General features: G+C 72.9%; 20 protein-coding genes. 14 read left to right on the forward strand and 6 right to left on the reverse strand.

All coding sequences use genetic code 11. The features are described from left to right. Nucleotides 1–74 precede the first annotated feature (74 nt). Nucleotides 75–716 (forward strand): LacI family DNA-binding transcriptional regulator, encoded by a 642-nt coding sequence (locus tag Q6348_RS05975; protein WP_304600389.1) that lies wholly within the window; start codon nucleotides 75–77, stop codon nucleotides 714–716. On the opposite strand, the gene Q6348_RS05980 is transcribed toward Q6348_RS05975, so the two are convergent. The 5 genes from Q6348_RS05980 to Q6348_RS06000 are packed head-to-tail and all read right to left on the reverse strand — an operon-like array spanning nucleotide 626 to nucleotide 5,149. Then, entirely contained in the window at nucleotides 626–1,321 is a 696-nt protein-coding gene (locus tag Q6348_RS05980) for a ThuA domain-containing protein (protein WP_304600390.1), read from the reverse strand. The genes Q6348_RS05975 and Q6348_RS05980 overlap by 91 nt on opposite strands. A gap of 12 nt (nucleotides 1,322–1,333) precedes the next feature. After that, nucleotides 1,334–2,341: an adenosine deaminase gene (gene add / locus Q6348_RS05985; protein WP_304600391.1), complete on the reverse strand. Its 1,008-nt coding sequence runs from the start codon at nucleotides 2,339–2,341 to the stop codon at nucleotides 1,334–1,336. Then, a complete protein-coding gene (locus tag Q6348_RS05990) occupies nucleotides 2,338–3,081 on the reverse strand; it encodes a glutamine amidotransferase (protein ID WP_304600392.1) in 744 nt (247 codons plus the stop codon). The genes add and Q6348_RS05990 overlap by 4 nt, the downstream gene beginning before the upstream one ends. 8 nt (nucleotides 3,082–3,089) lie before the next feature. Further along, complete coding sequence (locus Q6348_RS05995) at nucleotides 3,090–4,163, reverse strand: phosphotriesterase family protein (protein WP_304600393.1); 1,074 nt, start codon at nucleotides 4,161–4,163, stop codon at nucleotides 3,090–3,092. Further along, on the reverse strand, nucleotides 4,160–5,149 hold the full coding sequence (locus tag Q6348_RS06000) for a LacI family DNA-binding transcriptional regulator (RefSeq protein WP_304600394.1): 990 nt from the start codon (nucleotides 5,147–5,149) through the stop codon (nucleotides 4,160–4,162). Before Q6348_RS06000 ends, Q6348_RS05995 begins: the two co-directional genes overlap by 4 nt. Before the next feature lie 219 nt (nucleotides 5,150–5,368). On the opposite strand from Q6348_RS06000, the gene Q6348_RS06005 reads away from it, so the two are divergent. Further along, entirely contained in the window at nucleotides 5,369–6,328 is a 960-nt protein-coding gene (locus Q6348_RS06005; RefSeq protein WP_304600395.1) for a nucleoside hydrolase, read from the forward strand. Nucleotide 6,329: 1 nt separating this feature from the next. Here Q6348_RS06005 and Q6348_RS06010 read toward each other — a convergent pair whose 3' ends face one another. Then, nucleotides 6,330–7,415 (reverse strand): LacI family DNA-binding transcriptional regulator, encoded by a 1,086-nt coding sequence (locus tag Q6348_RS06010; protein WP_304600396.1) that lies wholly within the window; start codon nucleotides 7,413–7,415, stop codon nucleotides 6,330–6,332. Nucleotides 7,416–7,733: 318 nt separating this feature from the next. Between Q6348_RS06010 and Q6348_RS06015 the strand changes: the two genes are divergently transcribed. The 12 genes from Q6348_RS06015 to Q6348_RS06070 all read left to right on the forward strand — a co-directional run bounded on the left by Q6348_RS06015 (nucleotide 7,734) and on the right by Q6348_RS06070 (nucleotide 21,110). Next, nucleotides 7,734–8,693 carry a ribokinase gene (locus Q6348_RS06015; RefSeq protein ID WP_304600397.1) on the forward strand — a complete coding sequence of 320 codons (960 nt, stop codon included), beginning with the start codon at nucleotides 7,734–7,736 and terminating at the stop codon, nucleotides 8,691–8,693. A 42-nt stretch (nucleotides 8,694–8,735) separates the two neighbouring features. Then, a complete protein-coding gene (locus Q6348_RS06020; RefSeq protein WP_304600398.1) occupies nucleotides 8,736–9,803 on the forward strand; it encodes a BMP family lipoprotein in 1,068 nt (355 codons plus the stop codon). Between the two features lie 88 nt (nucleotides 9,804–9,891). Beyond that, nucleotides 9,892–12,765 (forward strand): ATP-binding cassette domain-containing protein, encoded by a 2,874-nt coding sequence (locus tag Q6348_RS06025; RefSeq protein ID WP_304600399.1) that lies wholly within the window; start codon nucleotides 9,892–9,894, stop codon nucleotides 12,763–12,765. Continuing rightward, nucleotides 12,765–13,709, forward strand: a complete 945-nt coding sequence (locus tag Q6348_RS06030; RefSeq protein WP_304600400.1) for an ABC transporter permease — start codon at nucleotides 12,765–12,767, stop codon at nucleotides 13,707–13,709. The genes Q6348_RS06025 and Q6348_RS06030 overlap by 1 nt, the downstream gene beginning before the upstream one ends. A 46-nt stretch (nucleotides 13,710–13,755) precedes the next feature. Next, nucleotides 13,756–14,706, forward strand: coding sequence for a nucleoside hydrolase (locus tag Q6348_RS06035; protein WP_304600401.1), 951 nt, complete (start codon nucleotides 13,756–13,758; stop codon nucleotides 14,704–14,706). Next, nucleotides 14,703–15,644, forward strand: a complete 942-nt coding sequence (locus Q6348_RS06040) for a nucleoside hydrolase (RefSeq protein WP_304600402.1) — start codon at nucleotides 14,703–14,705, stop codon at nucleotides 15,642–15,644. The genes Q6348_RS06035 and Q6348_RS06040 overlap by 4 nt, the downstream gene beginning before the upstream one ends. Before the next feature lies 1 nt (nucleotide 15,645). Next, the gene (locus Q6348_RS06045) at nucleotides 15,646–16,626 is read left to right on the forward strand and encodes a nucleoside hydrolase (protein WP_304600403.1); all 981 of its coding nucleotides are present in this window, start codon (nucleotides 15,646–15,648) and stop codon (nucleotides 16,624–16,626) included. Next, a complete protein-coding gene (locus Q6348_RS06050) occupies nucleotides 16,623–17,432 on the forward strand; it encodes a mycofactocin-coupled SDR family oxidoreductase (RefSeq protein WP_304600404.1) in 810 nt (269 codons plus the stop codon). Before Q6348_RS06045 ends, Q6348_RS06050 begins: the two co-directional genes overlap by 4 nt. Nucleotides 17,433–17,465: 33 nt before the next feature. Further along, on the forward strand, nucleotides 17,466–18,389 hold the full coding sequence (locus Q6348_RS06055; RefSeq protein ID WP_304600405.1) for a pseudouridine-5'-phosphate glycosidase: 924 nt from the start codon (nucleotides 17,466–17,468) through the stop codon (nucleotides 18,387–18,389). Further along, nucleotides 18,386–19,300, forward strand: coding sequence for a carbohydrate kinase family protein (locus tag Q6348_RS06060; protein WP_304600406.1), 915 nt, complete (start codon nucleotides 18,386–18,388; stop codon nucleotides 19,298–19,300). Before Q6348_RS06055 ends, Q6348_RS06060 begins: the two co-directional genes overlap by 4 nt. A 41-nt stretch (nucleotides 19,301–19,341) precedes the next feature. Continuing rightward, nucleotides 19,342–20,271: a nucleoside hydrolase gene (locus Q6348_RS06065; RefSeq protein WP_304601924.1), complete on the forward strand. Its 930-nt coding sequence runs from the start codon at nucleotides 19,342–19,344 to the stop codon at nucleotides 20,269–20,271. Next, entirely contained in the window at nucleotides 20,268–21,110 is an 843-nt protein-coding gene (locus Q6348_RS06070; RefSeq protein WP_304600407.1) for a DMT family transporter, read from the forward strand. The genes Q6348_RS06065 and Q6348_RS06070 overlap by 4 nt, the downstream gene beginning before the upstream one ends. The last annotated feature ends 29 nt before the right edge of the window (nucleotides 21,111–21,139 follow it).

Consider the following 21,139-nt stretch of genomic DNA (forward strand, 5'->3'; position numbering starts at 1 on the left):
GGTGCCGGCGGTGGTCGGCCGGGCGACGCTGATCGCCGAGCAGGGGCCCGTCGGCGGGATGAGCCTGGTGTGACGTGGCGCCCACCATCCGTGACGTCGCCGAGCAGGCAGGTGTGTCGATCGCCACGGTCTCCAAGGTGATCAACCGCCGGGGCGGCGTCGCGCCGGAGACCGGCCGGCGGGTCGCCCTGGCGATCGAGCGACTCGGCTACGTGCCGAGCATCGCAGCGCAGAGCATGCGCGGCGCAGGCACCGGCATGCTCGGGGTCGTGGCGGCCCGGCTCGACGACTGGGCGGCCGAGGTGCTCACGGGCGTCTCGGCCGCGGCGGCAGACCGCGGCGGCGGGCTCGAGATCTTGGTGGCGATCGGGCATGGCACGGTGGGCGCATGGGCCTGGGAGCACCGCACGCTGGCGCGCCTGCAGGGGATCGACGGGGCGATCCTGGTGGCCCCTGCTGCCGGGCCGCTCGGGTGGGACCTGCCCCTCGTGGTCGTGGCGCCACCGGGCGGTGGGGTGCCGTCGTCCCCGCTCACCCTGGTCTCCGACCGACCGGCCGAGGCGGGAGGGGAGGCGCTGCGGTTGCTGCTCGACCAGGTCGCACTCGTCGCACGCGCGGGGCGCAGTCAGGTGCGCCGACGTGGCACTGAGCCGGCTGACTCCAGCAGCCAGCCGAGCTCGGCGGCCAGCAGGGCGCGCCGGGTGGGCGAGGCGTAGCTGCGCACGTCGTGACCGAGGGCGTCATACACGACGCGCGACCCGGCCGGTCCGACCGTCCGCGCCCACGCCAAGGGGTGGGTCACGCCCTCGTGGCGGTGCTCGACGTGTGGGACGACGGCGCCGAGGTCGGTGACCGGTTCGAGGAAGCAGTACCGCTCGTCCGTCACCTCGACGTCCGCGAGCGTGTCCGTGATCGGGCTCGGCAGGGTCCGGACCGTCGCACGGCCCAGCTCCGGGTGCATCGACCGTCCGTGCACCCAGCGGGCGCCGAGCACCCGTGCCCAGCCGGGTGCGTCGGGGAAGGCCAGCGCAGCCGAGTGCAGGGCCAGGATCGGCCGACCCGCAGCCACGTGCGCTCCGATCGCGGCGTCCACCGTGGGGCCGTCGACGTCGCCCTCCGTCGGCCCCTCGCCGTCCGAGCAGTTGACCACCAGGAGGTCGGTGTCCAGCGGCGCCATGACGTCCGCCGGCCGGGAGCTCAAGCGGGTGTGCACACCCTGCTCGGCGAGCACCAGGGCGACCGCGTGACCGGTGGCCGCGAGGTCGTGCCAAGGGTCCGAGCGTCGGCCCCCGCCGCAGAGCACGAGCGCGTGAACGTCCATGGCAGCACTGTGTCACGCACCCTCGGGCGTCGTGGTCCCCGGCCACAGCCGGGAGCGGACCGCCTCCCGGTCCGGCCCGTCCAGCCACGACGACTCCAGCGCGTCGAGGTTCTGCCGGATGAAGTCCTCCGCCGTGAAGCCCAGCGCCCGGGCGACGGAGCGGTAGTCACCCGCGAGCGAGGTGCCACCCATCGCCGGGTCGTCGCTGCCGAGCGACATGCGAAGGCCGGCGTCCCGCATCCGGAGGAAGGGGTGCCGGTGCAGCGGACCGCGATAGTTGTAGGTGGTCGACAGCCAGGCGTAGGTGAACAGCGTCCCGGCGTCCCGTGCCCGCGCGGTGAGCTCGGGATCCTCCACGATCCCGTAACCGTGGTCGATGCGGGTGCAGCCCAGCAGGTCCAGGCACACCTGGACCTCGTGCGGGGAGAACCTCTCGCCGGCGTGCGCCGTGCACGCCAGGCCGCCGTCGCGAGCGACGGCGTAGGCGTCGGCGAACTCCTCGGGCGGTCCCAGCAGCTCGTCCCCATCCATCCCGAGCCCCACCACGACGTCGCGCGGCCCGGCCGCCACGGCGCGGGCGAGCTCCGTGGCCACCTCCGGAGCCTGGCCGCGGAAGATGGCCGGGATCAGCCGAGCGACGATCCCGGTCGCGTCACGCGCGCGGGTGATGCCCTCCGTCGCCCCGGCCAGGAAGTCCTGGTACGGCAGCGGGTGCAGCGTCGGGTTGCAGAACATCTCGCGGTAGACGACGCCGGACGCCGCCGCGTCCTCGAGGGCTTCCTGCGTGATCCGGGCGACGTCCTCGGCCGTCGCCACGCTCGCGCACAGCCGCTCGAAGACGACCATGAAGCTGGCCATGTCCGTGTAGTCGTAGACGTGGGCGGGGTCCTCGGTGGGCAGCTGCACCCGCGACCGGGCGAGGTCGAGGAAGGTCGCCGGCCGCACGGACCCCTCGAGGTGGCAGTGCAGCTCGACCTTCGGCATCGCCGGCCAGGTGTCCGCGGCCGGCCGGCCGCTCATGCCCGGGCCAGCCACGCGACCAGCCGGTCGAACAGCTCGGCGTAGCCGTGCCACTCGAGGAAGGCCGGCGGCGCCCAGTGCGGGGCGATGTCGGAGGTGAACGCGGCACTGCGGCCGGAGCCGTACTCCCCGACGACGAGCAGCGGGTGGCCCCCGCAGGTGGCCAGGGTCTGCGAGCCCGGCCGGGCCCGCACCTCGTTCAGCCCCAGCAGGGCGGGCCACCGGTGGTCCAGGCCATGGACCACCGGGTGCTCGACGACCATGGTGGGCTCCGCCCCGGCGGGCATCTCGACCCGGTCGTCACGGTCCAGGAGGTCCACCGGCAGGGCGTCCGCCAGCGGGGTGCGACCCCAGCGGGCCCTGCCGTCGATCCCGGAGAACGTCAGGTACCCCCCGACCATGAGCAGTCCGCCGCCCTGCTCGACGAAGGCCCTGAGCACCTCGGTGCGGTCGGGTGTCGGGATCGACTCCTCGAACGTGCGGGGCGGCAGCTGGAAGGAGTTGGCGCCGACGTCGGACACCACCACGACGTCGAACGCCGACATCTCGGCGGTGCTCGTCGGCACGCGCTCGGCGATGGTGTGCGACGGCACGTACGTGACGGTGTGCCCTCTGGAGCGCAGGGCCTCGAGGAACGCGGTCCCGCCCTCCTCGTAGCTCGACGACGTGAAGGCGTCGAAGCCCTTCTGATGGACGCAGTGCACGAACCAGGACTCTCCGATGACCAGGACCGAGGACATGTTCCTCCCTAACGAGATCGATGAGCCGCCGTGAAGAGCGCGGCCGGGTTGTCGGTGAGCAGGGATCGGACGACGTCCGCGGGGACGCCAGCGTCGACGAGCCTGGGGAGGAAGGCCGTGGGGACGAAGGCGTAGCCGTTCCCGGCGTTCCGCGTCCACATCGCCTTGAGGAACACGTCGTGGGAGAGCAGCAGCTGGCCCGCCCGGCCGTCCCGCACGAGCCCCGCGACCGCGGCGACGGTGTCCTGCACGGCGGGGGACTGGCCCTCGCCCGGGAAGTTGAACGGCATGCCGATCATGTCGAACTCGAGCCAGACCCCGCGGTCGGCCAGCTCGCGCTGGTACCCCGGATCCGTCCCCGACGGATCCATGTGGCACAGCACGAGCGCACGGGGGTCGACGCCCTCGGCCATGGCGACGTCCACGACCTCGTGCCCCCGGCGTTGCCATCCTGGCAGGTGGACCAGCAGCGGCAGGCCCGTGCGGACCTGGCCGCGGCACGCCGCGACGAGGGTGACCCGTTCCGCGGTCGTGAAGCGTGGCCCGACGCCGATCTCGCCGATCACGCCGATCCGCACCGTGCGGCCGTCCTCGAGCCGGACACCGTCGCGAGCCTCGCGGACGAGGACGTCGACCAGGTCGTCGGTGTCGTCCGGGGTGAACCGGTCGTCGTCGCCGTGTGCCAGGCACCACCCTCCCGCCATGACCACGGTGAGCCCCGTGCGCTCGGCGACGGTGACCAGGGCCTCCGGATGCCGCCCGGGCCCGGTGGTGGCGTTCACGACGGTGGAGCCGCCGGCCTGCCGGAGCAGCGCGAGCTCCGCGACCACCGTGTCGAGGTCCTCGGGGCCGATGCGGCAGTTGTCCGGGCATGCATACGGGTCCTCCCGCAGCAGCCATGCGAGGTCCGGGGAGACCGGTGCGGCCGCGAGCTGCGGGCCGAAGTCGCGCACCCCCGGGTGGACGGCTTCGCCGAGCTCGTTGAAGAGGTGCTCGTGGGTGAGCGTCATGCCCAGGTCGCCGATCGGGACCGGGCCGAGCACCCCCTGGACGGTGATCGGGTCGGCGGGGCTCGCGGTCATGGGGGACCTCCGGTGGACTCGCGGACGACCAGTCGTCCAGGTAGCGGCGGGGTGGCAGCGCTCGGGCCCGTGGGATCCCGGATCGCGGCGAGGAGGAGGACGACCGCGCGCCGGGACATGTCGAGGACGGGTTGGGCGTAGGTCGTCAGCGTCGGCAGGGTGTACCGCCCCACCCGGATCCCGTCGAACCCGGCGACGGCCATGTCCTGCGGGACCCGGACCCCGGCGCCACGCAGGGCCGCGAGCGCGCCGACCGCCATGAGGTCGTTGGCGGCGAAGATCGCCGTGGGCGGCCGGGCGACCTCGAGGAGGCGCAGCGCGGCCCGGTGGCCCGACTCCTCGCTGAAGTCGCCCCGGACCACCCACGCCGGGTCGAGCCGCAGGCCGCGTTCGCGCAGTGCGTCGCGGTAGCCGCGGCGGCGGCGGGCAGCCACGTCGAGGTGCGCGGGCCCGGCCAGGTGCGCGATGCGGCTGTGACCGGTGCTGGCCAGGTGCGCCGTGACCGTCCGGGCGCCCTGGTAGGAGTCGCACTCCACGACCGGGGCACGCCAGGACGTCGGTGTCCGGTCGATCGCGACCACGGGCACGCGAGGCTGTCCCGGCCCGCGACGGGGCCGCGGGGTGTGCGATCCGACCAGCAGGATGCCGTCGACCAGCCGGGAGCGTGCCAGGCGCCGCGCCTCGGCCTCCGGGTCCTCGGCGTCGACCAGCAGCAGCGAGTAGCCGCTCCGGGCCAGGGCTGCGCGCGCGCCCGTGACCAGCTCGGGGAAGAACGGGTTGGTGATCGAGGGGACCACGAGGGCCACGTGGCGGGTTCGGGCCTGCGCGGCGGGCCCCCCGGGGTAGCCCAGCTCGTCGATCGCGGCCGCGACCCGGCGACTGGTTCCCTCGGCGACCCGGGCCGTGCCGTTGACGACGCGGGACACGGTGGCGGTGGAGACCTCGGCACGACGCGCGACGTCACGGACGGTCACTCGACCCGCCATGCGACCTCCCCGTCGAGGACCCGTGAAATGGATTTCCCAGGCGTTTCCCGGCTTTCCTACACCGCTCGGGCGGTCGCGTCAACGGCTGCGAGGCGCCGGCCACGGCCTGCAGCAGGGCCCTTGCGTACATGGCGTTACACGCCTATCAAGACCGCGTCGCGCGCCGTGAGCCCAACGGTGGGCTCGCCCCGGCAGCGCGCGGAGAGGAAGGCCCCCGCGATGACGACCAGGCTGATCCTGGACTGCGACACCGGTACCGACGACGCCGTGGCGATCATGCTCGCCGCGACCCACCCCGACCTCGAGCTCGTCGGGGTCACCACGGTGAACGGCAACGTGCAGGTCGAGTACTGCACCGAGAACACCCTGCGCGTCCTGGACCACGTCGGACGTTCCGACGTGCCGGTCCACGAAGGCATGGACCGGCCGATCGTGCGGACCGACTTCCCCGTTCCGCGCGACGCGGCGCTCAACCCGAACAGCTCGATCCACGGGCGCGAGCTGCCGCTGCCGCCGGCCACCACGCGCAAGCAGGACGTCGGCGCCGTGGAGTTCCTGGTCGAGACCTACCGGCGTACCACCCAGGAGATCACGCTGGTCCCGGTCGGCCCGCTGAGCAACATCGCGGCCGCGCTGGCCGTCGAGCCCGGTCTCGTCGATGCCGTGCCCGAGGTGGTGATCATGGGCGGGGGCAACGTCAAGGGCAACGCCACGCCGTCGGCCGAGTTCAACATCTGGGCGGATCCGGAGGCGGCGGCCACGGTGCTCGCCGCCGGCTTCCGTCGGGTCACCCTCGTGCCGCTGGACGCCACCCACCAGGCCCTCGTCTCCCAGGCCCAGTGCGACGAGCTCCGCGCACTGGGGACAACCGCCGGCGAGGCGGCCGCCACGCTCATCGAGCGTCGGATCACCGGGTACGACTCCACCCAGCCGATGGCCACCACGCACAGCGCGCCCGTGCACGACGCGCTGTGCGTGGCCTACCTGCTCGACCGGGACGTGGTGGACCTGCACCACCGGCACGTGGACGTCGAGACCGCGGGGCGGCTGACCGTGGGCCGCACGGTGATGGACCTGTACTTCCGCGGCCACCAGGAGCCGAACTGCCACGTCGCACTGGGTGCCGACCCGGACCGGTTCTTCGCGATCCTGCGGGACACCTTCGCCCGCGCGGTGTGACTCAGGCCGGGTGGGGGGCGGCCGTCCGCGCTCCCCACCCGCCGGTCGAGGCCGGCTCGTGGACGGCCGTGGACTCGCGCACGACGATGTCCGGGGCGAAGATGCTCTTCCGGATGGCGGCCTCGGGGTGGCGGCGCCGGTGGTCGAGCAGCCGGACGGCCTCGCGCGCCATCGAGTCCACCGGCTGGTGCACCGAGGTGAGGTGCGGCACGGTGAGCAGGCCGAGACCCGAGTCGTCGTAGCTGACGACCTTGACCTCGTCGGGGACGTGCACGCCGGCCTCGGACAGCACCGCCATGAGGGACACGGCGATGACGTCCGCCCCGCACACGATCGCCTCGGGCATCTCCCCACGCACGAGCGTGGTGGCGGCCTCGCGGCCCCAGCCGCCGCTGAACTCCCCGAGCAGGATCCACTCGTCCCGGGTCGAGTCGGGCCCGACGAGCTCGCGGAACGCCCGCAGGCGTGCCTCGGCGGTGCTCGTCGTCGGGCGTGCTCCGATGTATGCGAACGTGCTGCAGCCCCGGTCGCGCAGGTGGTCCACGCACTGGTGGACGCCCTCGGCGTCGTCGCTGCCGACGAAGTCGGTCAGCGCGCCGCGCGCGACGCGGTCGAACTGCACGACCGGCACGCGCGCCGCGGCGGCTGCGAGGGCGGGCACGGACCGGGAGTCGTCGACGGGGATCACGACGAGCCCGTCGACCATGCGCTGCACGAGCAGGTCGGTGCGCTGCGCCTCGATCTCGACGGAGTTGCCGGAGTTGCACAGGATGAGGGACCGGCCCGAGCTCGCCAGGGCCTTCTCGACGGCCTCGACGGCGCCGACGAAGTAGGGGTTGCTGATCGACGGGACGACCATGCCGATGCTGTCCGTGCGCTCGGTGCGCAGCGCCCGGGCGAACACGTTGGCCGAGTAGCCCAGCTCCGCGCTGGCCTTGAGCACGCGCCGCGCCATCTCGGGGTTGACGGACTCGTGCCCGGACAGCACGCGGGAGGCCGTGGCGGCGGAGACGCCGGCGGCGGCCGCGACGTCCCGGACCGTGACCTTGCGCCCCGACGAGGAGCCGCCATCGTGTCGAGCTCGCACCGCCGTCTCCTCCGCACCATCCACCGACTGTCGAGGGGAAGGTATCGCATGGCCGTCCAGATGCGGCCGACTCTACGCCTGGAAATCGATTCCTGGGATGTCTCCTCCCGATGGCCCTCATCCCTGCAGGTCGCGGTCGATCCCGTCCTCAGGTGCTGGTGCGCGGGTGGTGGCCACCCCGAACTCACGGGCTGGATCGTGCGTGTAGTCGTGACAAAACCGCAACAAACCGAAGGCGGCCCCACCCCTTGACAGTGCCGGGGCGGGCGGAGTTTGATCCGGGAAACGCGAGAAATCGATCTCTCGGAAGGTTGGGCAATGAGGCCAGACCTCGACGTCACCGTCGTCGGCAGCGTGAACGTCGACCTCGTGGCGACGGTGGCGGCGCTCCCGCTGCCGGGGGAGACGGTCCCCGCGCTCGACTACGCGCAGTTCATCGGGGGCAAGGGCAGCAACCAGGCGATCGCTGCGGCGCGGCTCGGCCGCGCCGTCGCCTTCGTGGGCCTGGTCGGCGACGACCGCGAGGGGACCGCGGTACGCGGCGCGCTCGCGGCCGAGGGCGTCGACGTCACCTACCTCGAGGTCTGTGAGGGCGTCCCGACGGGCCGCGCCATCGTCCTGGTCGACGGGACGGCCGAGAACTCGATCGTCGTGGTGGGCGGTGCGAACCAGAGCCTCGGACCGCGACACATCGAGGCCGCCGGCGAGGTCGTGCGCCGCGCGAGGGTCGTGGTCAGCCAGCTCGAGATCCCGCTCGACGCGGTGAGCGCGGCGGCACGGACGTGCGAGGGCACGTTCATCCTGAACCCGGCCCCGGCGCGGTCCCTGCCGCGTGAGCTGCTCGACCTCGTGGACGTGCTGGTGGTCAACGAGGTCGAGTACGAAGCCGTCACGGGCGCTGCGCTGCCCGACGACGTCGACGACCTCGAGCGAGCCGTCCGCGAGCCGGGCATGCCGCCCGGGGTGGTGGTCACCCTCGGCGCCCGCGGCGCCTACGTCTGGGACGGGGAGCAGGTCGCCCACGTCGCGGCCCCTCGGGTCAAGGTCGTCGACACCACCGGTGCCGGGGACACCTTCATCGGTGCGCTCGCCGACGCACTCAGCCGCGGCGAGGAGCTGCGGTCCGCCGTCCAGTGGGCCGTGCGCGCAGGCGCCGCCGCCGTGCGCTCGCTCGGTGCGACGACCGGCATGCCGACCCCGGAGCAGGTGCAGGCCCTCACGGCTGACCAGCACGAGCACGCCCCGGAAGGGGAGGAGGACGTGCGAACACCTCGGTAACCCCCAGCAGGACACCCGGAACGACACGAAGGAGTGGAAAGCATGAAGCACGGACGGTTCGGTGGGTTGGCCATCGCCGCCGCGGCGGCACTCACCCTGGCTGCCTGCAGCGGCGGCACGACGAGTGCGGCATCGAGCGGTGACACCAGCTCGTCCAGCAGCGGCGGCAGTGCCGACAAGCCTCTGCGGGTGGTCAACGTCATCAACGGCTCTCTCGGCGACCAGGGCTTCTTCGACGACGCCGCACGCGGCATGGCCGCGATCGCCAAGACGGGCGCCGAGACGCGCAACATCCAGGCCGACGCCGAGAACCCGGCGCAGTGGCGGTCCAACCTCGAGTCGGTCTCGGGCGGTGACTGGGACCTCGTCATCACGGGGACGTCGCAGATGGTCGACATCCTCAACGAGACCGCGCCCAAGTACCCCGACCAGAAGTACGTCATCTACGACAGCGTCGTCGACCAGCCCAACGTGGCGTCCATCGTCTACAAGCAGAACGAGGGCTCGTTCCTCGCCGGCGTGCTCGCCGGTCTGGTGACCGAGGACCCGTCCACCTTCCCCAAGGCGAACGCGGACAAGACCGTCGGTCTCGTCGGTGGCATGGACATCCCGGTCATCAACGACTTCGTCGCCGGGTTCAAGGCCGGCGTCGAGGCCGTGGACCCCGACATCCAGGTGCTCGTCTCCTACGTGGGTGACTTCACCGACTCCAACCGGGGCTTCGACCAGGCGACCGCGATGTACGACCAGGGCGCCGACGTGGTGTTCCAGGTGGCCGGTGGCGCGGGGATCGGCGTCCTGCGCGCGGCCGAGCAGAGCGACAAGTACGCGATCGGCGTGGACGCGAACCAGAACGCGCTCCACAAGGGCTACATCCTGGCCTCGATGCTCAAGAACGTCGGCGTCTCGCTGGAGAACGCGTTCGAGCAGTTCAAGAAGGGTGACCTGGCGTTCGGTCAGACCACCGAGTACGGCCTCGCCAACAACGGTGTCGGCCTGGTCTTCGAGGACAACGGCGGCATCGTCCCCGACAGCATCCAGAAGGACATCAAGGACTACGCGCAGAAGGTCATCGACGGGCAGATCAAGGTCCCGTCGGCCACGTCCTGATGCCGGCCGCGGCAGGTCCCGGGCGTGCCCGGGACCTGCCGCGGCACCCCGTTCGGGTTTCTCCCCCCGGCCCGCGAAGAGAGAGACGATGACCACTCCACTCCTCGAGCTCCGCGACATCACCAAGGCGTTCGGCGACCTGGTCGCCAACGACCGGATCTCGTTGTCGGTCATGCCCGGACGTGTGCACGCCCTCGTCGGGGAGAACGGCGCGGGGAAGACCACCCTCATGACGATGGTGGCCGGCACCGCCCAGCCGGACTCCGGCCGCATCGTCTTCGACGGGCGCGAGGTGGAGATCACCAGCCCGCACCGGGCCGCGTCGCTCGGCATCGGCATGGTGCACCAGCACTTCAAGCTCGTGCCCTCGCTCACGGTCGCCGCCAACGTGTTCCTCGGCCGCGAGCTCCGCACGCAGCGCGGCACGCTGGACACCGCGGCGATGGAGCACGAGGTCGCCGAGCTCAGCCGTCGGTTCGGCCTCGCGATCGACCCGAAGGCGCGGATCTCCTCGCTCTCGGTCGGGCTCCGCCAGCGGGTCGAGGTGCTCAAGGCGCTCAGCCACGACACCCGGCTGCTGATCCTGGACGAGCCGACCGCCGTGCTCACGCCGCAGGAGACCGACGAGCTCTTCGTCGTGGTCCGCGACCTCGCGCGCAAGGGCTGCGCCGTGCTGTTCATCTCCCACAAGCTCGGCGAGGTCCTCGAGATCGCCGACGACGTCACCGTGATCCGCGACGGGCAGGTCATCGACACCAGGCCCGCGGCCGGGCTGTCCCAGGCGGACATCGCCCAGATGATGGTCGGCCGCGAGGTCCTCCTGCGCATCGCGCACACCCCCGCGACGCCGGGCGACGTCGTGCTGTCCGTCGAGGACCTGACCGTGGTGGACCACCGCGGGGTCAACGCCCTCACGGACCTCTCGCTGCAGGTGCGCTCGGGGGAGATCGTCGGCATCGCCGGCGTGGAGGGCAACGGCCAGAGCGAGCTCGCCGCCGCCGTCGCCGGCATGCAGCCCGTGGCCGCCGGACGCATCGTCCTCGACGGCGCCGAGATCACGACCGCGCCGGTCGCCCAGCGGCGCGCGGCCGGGCTCGCCTACATCCCCGAGGACCGGCACGAGGTCGGCTCGGGCCCGAACCTCTCCGTCGCGGAGAACGTGATCCCCACCCACCTCACCCCGCCCGTCGCACGGTACGGGTGGGTCGACAACGCGGCCGCCGCCGCGTTCACGCGCGAGCTCATCGAGCAGTTCGACATCCGCGGTGCTGGCCCGGCGACGCCGATCAGCTCGTTGTCCGGCGGCAACATGCAGAAGGTCATCATCGCCCGCGAGTTCGCGAGCGAGCCCCGGCTCCTCGCGGTGAGCCAGCCCACCCGGGGCGTCGACGTGGGCGCGATGGAGTTCGTCCACAACGCGATCGTGGCGCGCCGCGACGCCGGCGCCGGCGTCCTGCTGCTGAGCGCGGACCTCAACGAGGTCATGTCCCTGTCCGACCGGCTGCTGGTGATGCACCGCGGTCGGATCGTGGCCGAGTTCACCCAGGAGACGATGAGCGAGGCCGCCGTCGGGCTCGCGATGGCCGGTACCGCGCCGACCGAGGAGGACATCGCTCGGGCGCGCGAGCAGCACGAGCGCACCGCGGCCGCCGTCGCGACGAGCGCGCAGGGCGCGCCGGTCGCGCAGGCCGCCGGTGTCGGGCACGCCGCCAGGGAGGCCGCGGCGGCGCCCGACCGCCCGGCGCGGTCGCGCAGGACGGAGCGAGGAGCGCCCGAGACCTGGTCGGCCAGGGTGGCCCGCGGAGCCCGCCGCGCGCTCGCGGCCTCCGTGCAGCCGGTCGTCGCGATCGTCCTCGCCCTGCTGATCGGGATGGGCATCATCCTGGCCCTGGGCGAGAACCCGATGGACGCCTACGACCAGCTCTTCTTCTCCAGCTTCCGCACCCCCTTCGGGGTCGCGGCCTTCCTGGCCCAGTTCATCCCGTTGGTCGTGCTGGCCTCGGCCGTGATCGTGTCCTTCCGGGCCGGCTTCTTCAACATCGGTGGGGAGGGGCAGCTCTTCCTCGGCGCGTTCACCGCGGCCTGGGCCGGTTTCACCTTCACGGGACTGCCCGGTCCCGTGCTCACGCTCGTGGTGCTCCTGGCGGGCTTCGTCGGCGGGATGGTGTGGGGCTTCATCCCGGGGCTGCTGCTCGCGCTGTGGCGGGTGGACATCATCGTGACGACCTTGATGATGTCGAGCATCGCGGCGCTCCTGACGGCCTACCTCGTGACCGGCCCGTTCAAGGACCCGACCGCGGGGATGGCCGCGTCGGCGAAGATCGCGCCCGACGCCCACCTGCCACTCTTCGTGGCGCGGTACGGCATCGGCCTGGACCTGGTGATCGCCCTCGCGATCGCGGTCGTGCTCGGGCTCATCCTCACGCGGTCGACATGGGGCCTGAACGTCCGACAGCTCGGTGAGATGAACCGGTTCGCGGAGTACACCGGCGTCAGCGCCAAGAAGATGAGTGTCCAGGTGATGTCCCTGGCCGGCGGCGCGGCGGGGCTCGCGGGTGCGATCTTCGTGCTCGGCCCGAACGGCGGCCGGTTCCTGCAGAACTTCTCCCCGGGGTACGGGTTCCTCGGCATCACGGTCGCGCTGCTCGCCCGGCTCAACCCGTGGGCCGCGATCCTGGCGGCGGCGTTCTACGCCAACATGATGTCCGGCGCGAACGGTATGCAGATCAACACGGACGTCCCGTTCCCGCTGGTCAACGTGCTCCAGGGCATCATCATCCTGATCATCACCGCGGTGTTCGTGATCGATCGGCGTACCCGCGAGCGCATCCTCGCGATGCTCCCCTTCCGGCGGCGCGGTGCGACCGCGTCCGGCCCCGGTCCCGAGACGGCCGCACGGCAGGGCGACGTGGCCGTCGCTCCGGTCGCCGCGAGCTCCGACCACCACCGAGGAGACGTGTGATGGACGTCCTCCAGCAGATCCTCACGACGGCGACGCTGTTCGTCATCCTCATGAAGGTCGCTCCGATCCTGCTGGCCGCGATCGGCGGCTCGTTCACCCAGCAGGGCAACATCCTGAACATCGGCCTCGAGGGCATGATGCTCATGGGTGCGTTCACGGCGATCGCGGTGGGCTCCGCCACGGGCAGCGCCCTGGTCGGGGTGCTCGCCGCAGCCGGGGCCGGGCTGGCCCTCGCCCTGCTCTTCGCCCTGGCGACCCTGTGGTGGAAGGCCGACTTCATCGTGGTCGGCATCGGGGTGAACCTGCTCGCCGCAGGCCTGACGATCTTCCTGCTTCTCGTGGTCTACGGGAGCCCGGGCGTCACCCCCCCGACGGCCAGCATCCGTCTGCCGCGCATCCCCCTCGGGCCGGTGGCGGACATCCCGGTGATCGGGCCCACGATCAACAACCAGACGGCCCTGGTGTGGCTGGCGTTCCTCAGCGTGCCGCTGGCCTCGCTGCTGCTCTACCGGACGCGGTTCGGGGTGCACCTGCGCGCCGTCGGCGAGGACGAGCCCGCCGCCGAGGCCGCCGGCATCGCGGTGCGTCGCGTCAAGCTGGGCGGGGTGCTGATCTCCGGTCTGCTGTCCGGCATCGCCGGTGCCCAGCTGTCCATGGCCACGCTCGGCAGCTTCACGGCCAACATGACCTCCGGCCGGGGGTTCATCGCCGTCGCAGCCCTCACGTTCGGGCTCGCCAGACCCCTGCGCACCATGATCGCCGCGGTCATCTTCGGCGCCGCGGACGCGGTCGCCGACCAGCTGGGGATCGCCGGGTTCAACTCGAACCTCGCCCTCATGACGCCCTACGTCATCACGATCATCGCTCTCGTCCTCGTCGGCATCAGGTTCCGCGGCGCCTGGCGCGCGCGGGCCTCGGCGGCCCCCGCGCCGCAAGCCGGTTGAGCGTGTCCTGCCCGCATGCCCCCACCAGCAAGGAGTGCTTGGCCCGATGACCGAACGCCTGATCCTCGACTGCGACCCGGGACACGACGACGCGCTGGCGATGATCCTCGCCGCGGGAGACCCGCGCGTGGAGCTGCTCGCCGTCACCACGTGCGCCGGCAACCAGACCATCGAGAAGGTCACGCGCAACGCGCTGGCCGTGTGCGCGGTCGCCGGCATCGACGTGCCCGTCGCCCAGGGCGCCGCGCTGCCGCTGGTCCGTGAGCAGACGGTGGCTGCCGACATCCACGGCGACTCCGGACTGGACGGTCCCGTCCTGCCGGAGACGACCCGTGCGCTCGACCCCCGGCACGCGGTCGACCTCATCGTGGAGGAGGTCATGGCCGCGGAGCCCGGAAGCATCACGTTGGTGCCGACCGGTCCGCTGACCAACATCGCCCTTGCGATGCGCAAGGAGCCGCGGATCGTCGAGCGGGTCAAGCGGGTCGTGCTCATGGGCGGGGGGTACTCGCGCGGCAACGTGACCCCCACGGCCGAGTTCAACATCTACGTCGACCCGGAGGCGGCGGAGGCCGTGTTCGCCGCCGACTGGCCGGTGACCATGGTCGGCCTCGACCTCACGCACCAGGCCACGGCCGACGCCGACGTCGTGGAACGGATCCGCGCGATCGGGTCCCCGCTGTCGCAGTTCGTTGTCGACGTCCTGACGTTCTTCGGGTCGACGTACCGTGAGCGGCAGGGCTTCGACGCGCCCCCCGTGCACGACCTGTGCTGCGTGGCAGCCCTGTGCGACCCGGCGGTGCTGGCGACCCGGCCCGCGTTCGTGACGGTCGAGCTGGCCGGCCGGTGGACCGCGGGCACGACCGTCACGGACTTCGGTGACCTGCTGGGCCGGCCGCACAACACGGACGTCGCCACCACCCTGGACCGGACGCGGCTGTGGGACATGACCGTCGAGGCGATCGAGCGCCTCTCCCGGACGGGAGGCGCACGATGACCGCGATCATCCTGGACTGCGACACCGGCATCGACGACTCGATGGCGATCGTGCACGGCGCGGGCAACGGCGCGCGGTTCGTCGCGTGCACCGTCACGCACGGCAACGTACCCGTGCACGTCGGGGCGCGTAACACGGTGACCGTGCTGGACCTCCTCGGGCTGAGCGACGTCCCCGTGCACGCCGGCGCCGCCCGGCCGATGGCCCAGCCCCTGCTCACCGCCGAGTGGGTGCACGGCCAGGACGGGCTCGGAGACGCAGGCATCCAGGCGTCGGACCGCGAGATCGCGGGCGACCTGGCGGCCGCGGAGATCGTCCGGCTCGCCAGGCTCCACCCGGGTGAGCTCACGGTGGTCGCGGTGGGTCCGCTCACCAACATCGGCCTGGCCCTGCTCCTCGAGCCGCGGCTGCCCGAGCTGGTGCGCGGGATCGTCCTCATGGGCGGGGCCGTCGGCGTGCCGGGCAACGCCTCCGAGCTCGGCGAGGCGAACGTCTGGCACGACCCGGAGGCCGCCCAGCTGGTGATCGACGCGCCGTGGGACGTGCTGCTCGTCGGCCTGGAGACCACCATGCGCACCGTCCTGCCGGACGAGGCGCTGCAGCGGATCGCGACGAGCCCCGACCCCCGGGCGCAGTTCGTCTGGCGCATCCTGCACCACTACCTCGGGGTGTATGAGCCGATGTTCGGGCGCCGCACCTGCGTGCTGCACGACCCGTTGGCCATGGCGCTCGCGCTCGAGCCCGAGCTCGCGACCTACCGGCTGCTGCGGGCCGGTGTCGAGCTGCGCGGCGAGCGCTCCCGCGGCCAGGTGGTCGCCGACCTGCGGGGCTTCGACGCGCCCCCGACCGACCCCCGCGAGCCCGGTGTGGTGCGGGTCGTGGACGTCCTGGACGTGTCGACCTTCCACGAGCGCTTCCTCCGGGCGATGGGGGCCTGAGGTGCCGGTTCCTCTGCTCCTGGACTGCGACACCGGCGTCGACGACACGCTCGCGATCCTGCTCGCCGCCCTGCACCCCGACGCCGAGCTGGTGGGTGTGGGTTCGGTGTGGGGCAACGTCGACGTGGGTACCGCGACGCGCAACTCGCTGCACACCGTGCACATGGCGGGCCGCCCCGACGTCCCGGTCGCGCAGGGTGCCGCCGGGCCGCTGCTCGGGACGCCGCCGGTGTACGCGTTCCACGTGCACGGCGACGACGGGCAGGGCAACGCCGGTACAGGTCGGGCGGTCGGCACTCCGGTCGCCGAGAGCGCGGCGGAGCAGATCGTCCGGCTCGCGCGCTCGCGTCCCGGCGAGATCGAGCTCGTCGCGGTCGGTCCGCTGACCAACCTCGCGCTCGCCCTCGGCCTGTGCCCGGAGCTGCCCCGGCTGGTGCGGGGCGTCACGATCATGGGTGGTGCCGCCCTCGCCCCGGGCAACGTGACCGAGGTGGCCGAGGCGAACATCTGGTGCGACCCGGAGGCCGCGGCCGCGGTGTTCCGCGCACCGTGGCCGCTGACCATGGTCGGGCTCGATGTCACGATGCGGACCACCCTCGACGAGGGGCACCGTGCACGGCTGGCCGCAGGAGGATCGCTCGGCCGCTACGTCGCCCGCATCCTCGACCACTACATGGGGTACTTCGCGGCCGCCTCGTTCGGGGAGCGGCGCAGCTGCATGCACGACGCGCTGGCCGTCGCCGTGGCGTGCGGTGCTCTCGTCCCCCACCTCGCTCCGACCGTGCGCGCCTTCGTCGTGACCGATGGTCCCGCCCGGGGCCAGACGGTGTGCGACCTGCGTGGCCGGTACATGGGGTACCCCGCGCAGGACGGCGCGCACTGCCGGGTCGTCCTGGACAGCGACCCCGCCTACGCCGACGTCGTCGTGGACCTCCTGGTCGCGGCGGGCGATGCGGCCATCGACGTGGAGGTGCAGCAGTGATCGACCTCACCGAGCAGGTGGCGCTCGTCACAGGCGCAGCGCGGGGCATCGGACGGGCGACCGCCATCGCCCTCGCCGAGGCGGGTGCAGCGGTGGTGGTGACGGACCTGGCCCACCAGCTGGACGGCCTGACCTACCGCACCGCCACGGACGACGACCTGGCGCAGACCCTGTCCGCGGTGCGGGCCGCCGGGGGCCGCGCCGCGGCGGCGCCGGCCGACGTGCGTGACTACGCCGCGCTGGTCGCAGCGGTCGAGCTCGCCATGAGCCGGTTCGGTCGGCTCGATCTCGTGGTCGCCAACGCCGGCGTCGCGAGCTGGCCGGAGAGCACGTGGCAGGCCACGCCCGAGCAGTGGCAGACCATGATCGATGTGGTCCTGACCGGCACCTGGAACACGGTCCGGGCCGCGGTGCCGGCGATCCTGGCCGGGGGGCGGGGCGGGTCGATCGTGCTGATGGGCTCCACCGCGGCGGTCAAGCCGCTGCCGACCATCGGGCACTACGCGGCGGCGAAGTTCGGCATGGTCGGCCTGATGAAGAGCCTGGCGCTCGAGCTGGCCGGGGACCGGATCCGGGTCAACGCCGTCCACCCGGGTGGCACGGGCACCGAGATGACCCAGAACCCGGCGGCCGAGCACTGGCAGGCGACCGCGCCGGGCGTCGGCGGCGCTCTCGAGCTGCCGCTGCCGATCCACCGGATGGAGCCCGTCGACGTCGCGCACGCGGTGCGGTGGCTGTGCTCGTCCGAGGCCCGCTACATGACCGGAGCCGAGCTCGTGCTCGACGCCGGCGCGACCCTGCGCTGACGGTCCCCCGCGCGCGAACCGAAGGAGGACGTGATGGACAGCCCTGTCGTCGTGGCCGAGGAGGTGGCCGACGCGCTCGCGGACGGGCGCCCCGTGGTGGCGCTCGAGTCGACGATCATCTCGCACGGCTTCCCGCGCCCCCGCAACCTCGAGGCCGCGCGGCTGTTCGAGCGCCTCCTCGTGGACGCCGGCGTCACGCCGGCGACGATCGCGCTGATCGACGGCGTGCCGCGCGTCGGGCTCGACGAGGCGGCCCTGGTCCGGATCGCCGAGGACCCGGCGGTGGTCAAGGTGTCCGGGCGGGACCTGCCGGTCGCGATGGTCCAGCGGGTCACCGGCGCCACCACGGTCGCGGCCACGGCGTTGCTCGCGCACAGGTCCGGGATCCGGGTGTTCTCCACCGGCGGCCTGGGCGGGGTGCACCGGCAGGCTGCGCGGACCTTCGACGAGTCCGCGGACCTGACGACGCTGGCCCGGGTGCCCATCGCCGTGGTCTCCGCCGGCGCGAAGTCCATCCTGGACATCCATGCCACGCTCGAGCGGCTGGAGACGCTCGGGGTGACCGTGGTCGGGTACCGCACCTCGCGATACCCGGGCTTCTACCTCTCCGACTCCGGTCACCCGGTGGACTGGCGTGTCGAGACGCCGGAGGAGGTGGCCGAGGTGATGGCGGCGAGGGACTCGCTCGACGCCCCCCAGGCCGTCCTGGTGGCGAACCCGCTCCCCGCCGACCTGCAGCTCGACCCGACCGTGCACGACCGTGTCCTGACCGACGCGCTGGCCGAGGCAGACCGGCGCGGGGTGACCGGCAAGGCGGTCACCCCGTTCCTGCTCGCCTACCTCCAGGAGCACACCGGTGGGGCGAGCCTGGACGTCAACATCGACATCGCACGCAACAACATCGTTCTCGGCGGCCGGATCGCTGCGGCGTGGTGCGCCCGGGCCGCGGAACGGTGACCCCCCGGGTCCTGGTGGTCGGGGACGTCATCAACGACCTCATCGTCCGCCCGCTGTCTGCGACGGTGCCGGACTCCGACACGCGTGCCGAGATCGTGCAGCGGCCGGGTGGCTCGGCCGCCAACCAGGCGTGCTGGTTGGGGCTGCTCGGCGCACCGGTGACCTTCGTCGGCAGGGTCGGCCGGGCAGACCTCGACCGGCACGTCGCCGAGCTGCGGCGCTGGGGGGTCCAGCCGGCGCTGGTCGCGGACGACACCGAGACCGGCTCCATCGTGATCGTGGTGGCCGAGGGCGCCCGCACGATGTACGTGGACCGCGGCGCCAACCTGAACCTCCACGAGCGGGACGTGCCCGAGGCCGCCTGGGCCGACGCGGGGCTGCTGCACCTGACCGGCTACTCGTTCTTCGAACGCGGCACCCGCGCCGCAGCACTCGCGCTGCTGGACCGTGCCCGGGCTCGGGGAGTCCCGGTCTCGGTGGACCCGAGCTCCGTGGGGTTCCTGTCCGAGGTCGGTCCCGAGGAGTTCCTCCGGTGGACCGACGGCGCGGAGCTGTGCTTCCCGAACCGGGCCGAGGCGGCCCTGCTCACCGGGACCGACGACCCGGCCGAGGCCGCCGTCCGCCTCACGGAGCGCTGCCGCACCGCCGTGGTCACGCTGGACGCGGACGGCGCGGTGGTGGCCAGCCGCGGGAGCGCACCCGTGGCGATCCCGGCCCTACCCGGCCCGGTCCTGGACACGACGGGCGCCGGAGACGCCTTCTGCGCCGGCTTCCTGCGCCGGTGGACGGTCGACCGGGACCCGGTCGCCGCGGCCCGGGACGCCGTGCGGGTCGCCACCTCGGCCCTGCGCCGGCTCGGCGGCCGCCCGGGCCCGGTCGCCGAGCTCGCCGCCGGCGCGCCGGCGACCTGACCTTCCCATCCCTGACGAACGGAGCCGACATCGTGCAGAAGATGATCATCGACACGGACACCGCGTCCGACGACGCCGTGGCACTCGTGCTCGCGTTGACCGACCCTCGCGCGCAGGTCCTGGCCGTGACCGTGGCGTCCGGGAACGTGCCGCTCACCCCGGCCGTGCAGAACGCGCTCTACACGGTCGAGCTGTGCGGGGCGGACGTGCCCGTGCACGCCGGGGCGGACCGGCCGCTGCAGCGCCCGGCGCAGTACGCGACGGACGTGCACGGCCAGGACGGCATGGGAGACATCGGACTCGTGCTGCACGGCCGGGAGCCGCGGCCCGAGCACGCCGTCGACGTCCTCATCGACCTCGTCCGGCGCAACCCGGGTGAGATCACGCTGGTGACGCTCGGCCCGCTCACGAACATCGCCCTCGCGCTGCGCAAGGCCCCGGACATCGCCGCGCTGATCCCGCGCGTGGTGATGATGGCGGGTGCCGCAGACGGGCTGGGCAACGTCACCCCGGCGGCGGAGTTCAACGTCTGGGTCGACCCGGAGGCGGCCGACATCGTCTACCGCTCGGGCATGCCCCTGGTCCAGGTCGGCTGGGACGTGTCCCGCAAGGACGCCACCCTGACGCTCGCCGAGGGCGACGAGCTGGCGGCCCGGGGTCCGCTCGGCGAGTTCTGCGTCCGCATCCAACGCCAGCTCGTCGAGTTCTGCCGCGAGGTCACCCACATCGACGGCTTCGACCTGCCGGACCCGGTCACGATGGCCGTCGCGCTCGAGCCCGCGGTCGCGACCCGGGTCGAGCGTCGCTACGTCGTGGTCGAGACGTCCGGGGACCACACCACGGGAGCGACCCTCGTCGACCACCTGGGGGTCACGGGGGAGCCGCCCAACGTCGACGTCGTGCTGGCCGCAGACCGGGCCCGCTTCCGGGAGATGCTCCTGCAGGCAGGTGCCGCCAGGGCGGGACGGTGACCGGCGGCGTCCTCCTCGCACTGCTCACCAGCGCGCTGTACGGGGTCGGCGACTTCGTCGGCGGCCTGGTGTCGCGTCGCCGGCCGTTGACCTCTGTGCTGTTCGTGGCACAGACGGCGGCCGTCGTGCTGCTGGTGCCGCGAGGTGTCGGAGCCCTCGAGCACGCGAGCGCGTCATCCCTCGCGTGGGGCGCGCTCGCGGGGGCCGGGGTCGCGCTGGGGATGGCCGGCCTCTTCCGCGGGCTGGCGATCGGCACGATGGGGGTGGTGGCGCCCATCTCGGCGCTGAGCGTGGTGATCCCCGTCCTGGCCGGCGTGCTGTCGGGGGAGAGGTTCGGCCTGCTGGTCGCGTTCGGCCTGGTGGTCGCCGTGGCCGGCGCGGTGCTGGCCAGTGGTCCGGAGCGACGTCGCGGTGGCGACCGCGCCTCGCTGCAGCCCGTCGTGATGGCGGTGCTCGCCGCCGTGGGGTTCGGGATCGCGCAGCTGGCCATCGCCCGCGGCAGCGCCACGGGCGTCACCGCGACCGTGTTCTGCGCGAACCTCGTCACCTGGGTGCTGTACGCAGGCGCCGCGGCGCTGCGCCGCGCACCGGTCCGGATGCGCGGGTGGGACCTTGTCGGAGCGCTCGGGGTCGGCGCTGCGGGCGTCGGGGCGACCCTCGCCTTCGGGACGGCGTCGAGGGCAGGTGCGTTGACCGTGGTCGCCGTCCTGGCCGCCCTCTACCCGGCGATCACCGCCGTGCTCGGCTGGCGCCTGCTCGGTGAGCACCTGCGCGGCATCCAGCGTGCCGGGGTCGTCGCCGTGCTTGCGGGGGTCGCGCTGATCGCGGGTGGCGCCTGACTGTTCCCGGTCCTGCCCGTCGCCCTAGG

The organism is Actinotalea lenta (assembly GCF_030586465.1).
Taxonomy (GTDB): Bacteria; Actinomycetota; Actinomycetes; order Actinomycetales; family Cellulomonadaceae; genus Actinotalea; species Actinotalea lenta.

Bases quoted from the DNA above. Each gene is read 5' to 3' on its own strand.
- Q6348_RS05980 (WP_304600390.1), bottom strand. From the start codon at position 1,321: ATGGACGTTCACGCGCTCGTGCTCTGCGGCGGGGGCCGACGCTCGGAC.
- add (WP_304600391.1), bottom strand. From the start codon at position 2,341: ATGAGCGGCCGGCCGGCCGCGGACACCTGGCCGGCGATGCCGAAGGTC.
- Q6348_RS05990 (WP_304600392.1), bottom strand. From the start codon at position 3,081: ATGTCCTCGGTCCTGGTCATCGGAGAGTCCTGGTTCGTGCACTGCGTC.
- Q6348_RS05995 (WP_304600393.1), bottom strand. From the start codon at position 4,163: ATGACCGCGAGCCCCGCCGACCCGATCACCGTCCAGGGGGTGCTCGGC.
- Q6348_RS06000 (WP_304600394.1), bottom strand. From the start codon at position 5,149: ATGGCGGGTCGAGTGACCGTCCGTGACGTCGCGCGTCGTGCCGAGGTC.
- Q6348_RS06005 (WP_304600395.1), top strand. From the start codon at position 5,369: ATGACGACCAGGCTGATCCTGGACTGCGACACCGGTACCGACGACGCC.
- Q6348_RS06015 (WP_304600397.1), top strand. From the start codon at position 7,734: ATGAGGCCAGACCTCGACGTCACCGTCGTCGGCAGCGTGAACGTCGAC.
- Q6348_RS06020 (WP_304600398.1), top strand. From the start codon at position 8,736: ATGAAGCACGGACGGTTCGGTGGGTTGGCCATCGCCGCCGCGGCGGCA.
- Q6348_RS06025 (WP_304600399.1), top strand. From the start codon at position 9,892: ATGACCACTCCACTCCTCGAGCTCCGCGACATCACCAAGGCGTTCGGC.
- Q6348_RS06030 (WP_304600400.1), top strand. From the start codon at position 12,765: ATGGACGTCCTCCAGCAGATCCTCACGACGGCGACGCTGTTCGTCATC.
- Q6348_RS06035 (WP_304600401.1), top strand. From the start codon at position 13,756: ATGACCGAACGCCTGATCCTCGACTGCGACCCGGGACACGACGACGCG.
- Q6348_RS06040 (WP_304600402.1), top strand. From the start codon at position 14,703: ATGACCGCGATCATCCTGGACTGCGACACCGGCATCGACGACTCGATG.
- Q6348_RS06055 (WP_304600405.1), top strand. From the start codon at position 17,466: ATGGACAGCCCTGTCGTCGTGGCCGAGGAGGTGGCCGACGCGCTCGCG.
- Q6348_RS06065 (WP_304601924.1), top strand. From the start codon at position 19,342: ATGATCATCGACACGGACACCGCGTCCGACGACGCCGTGGCACTCGTG.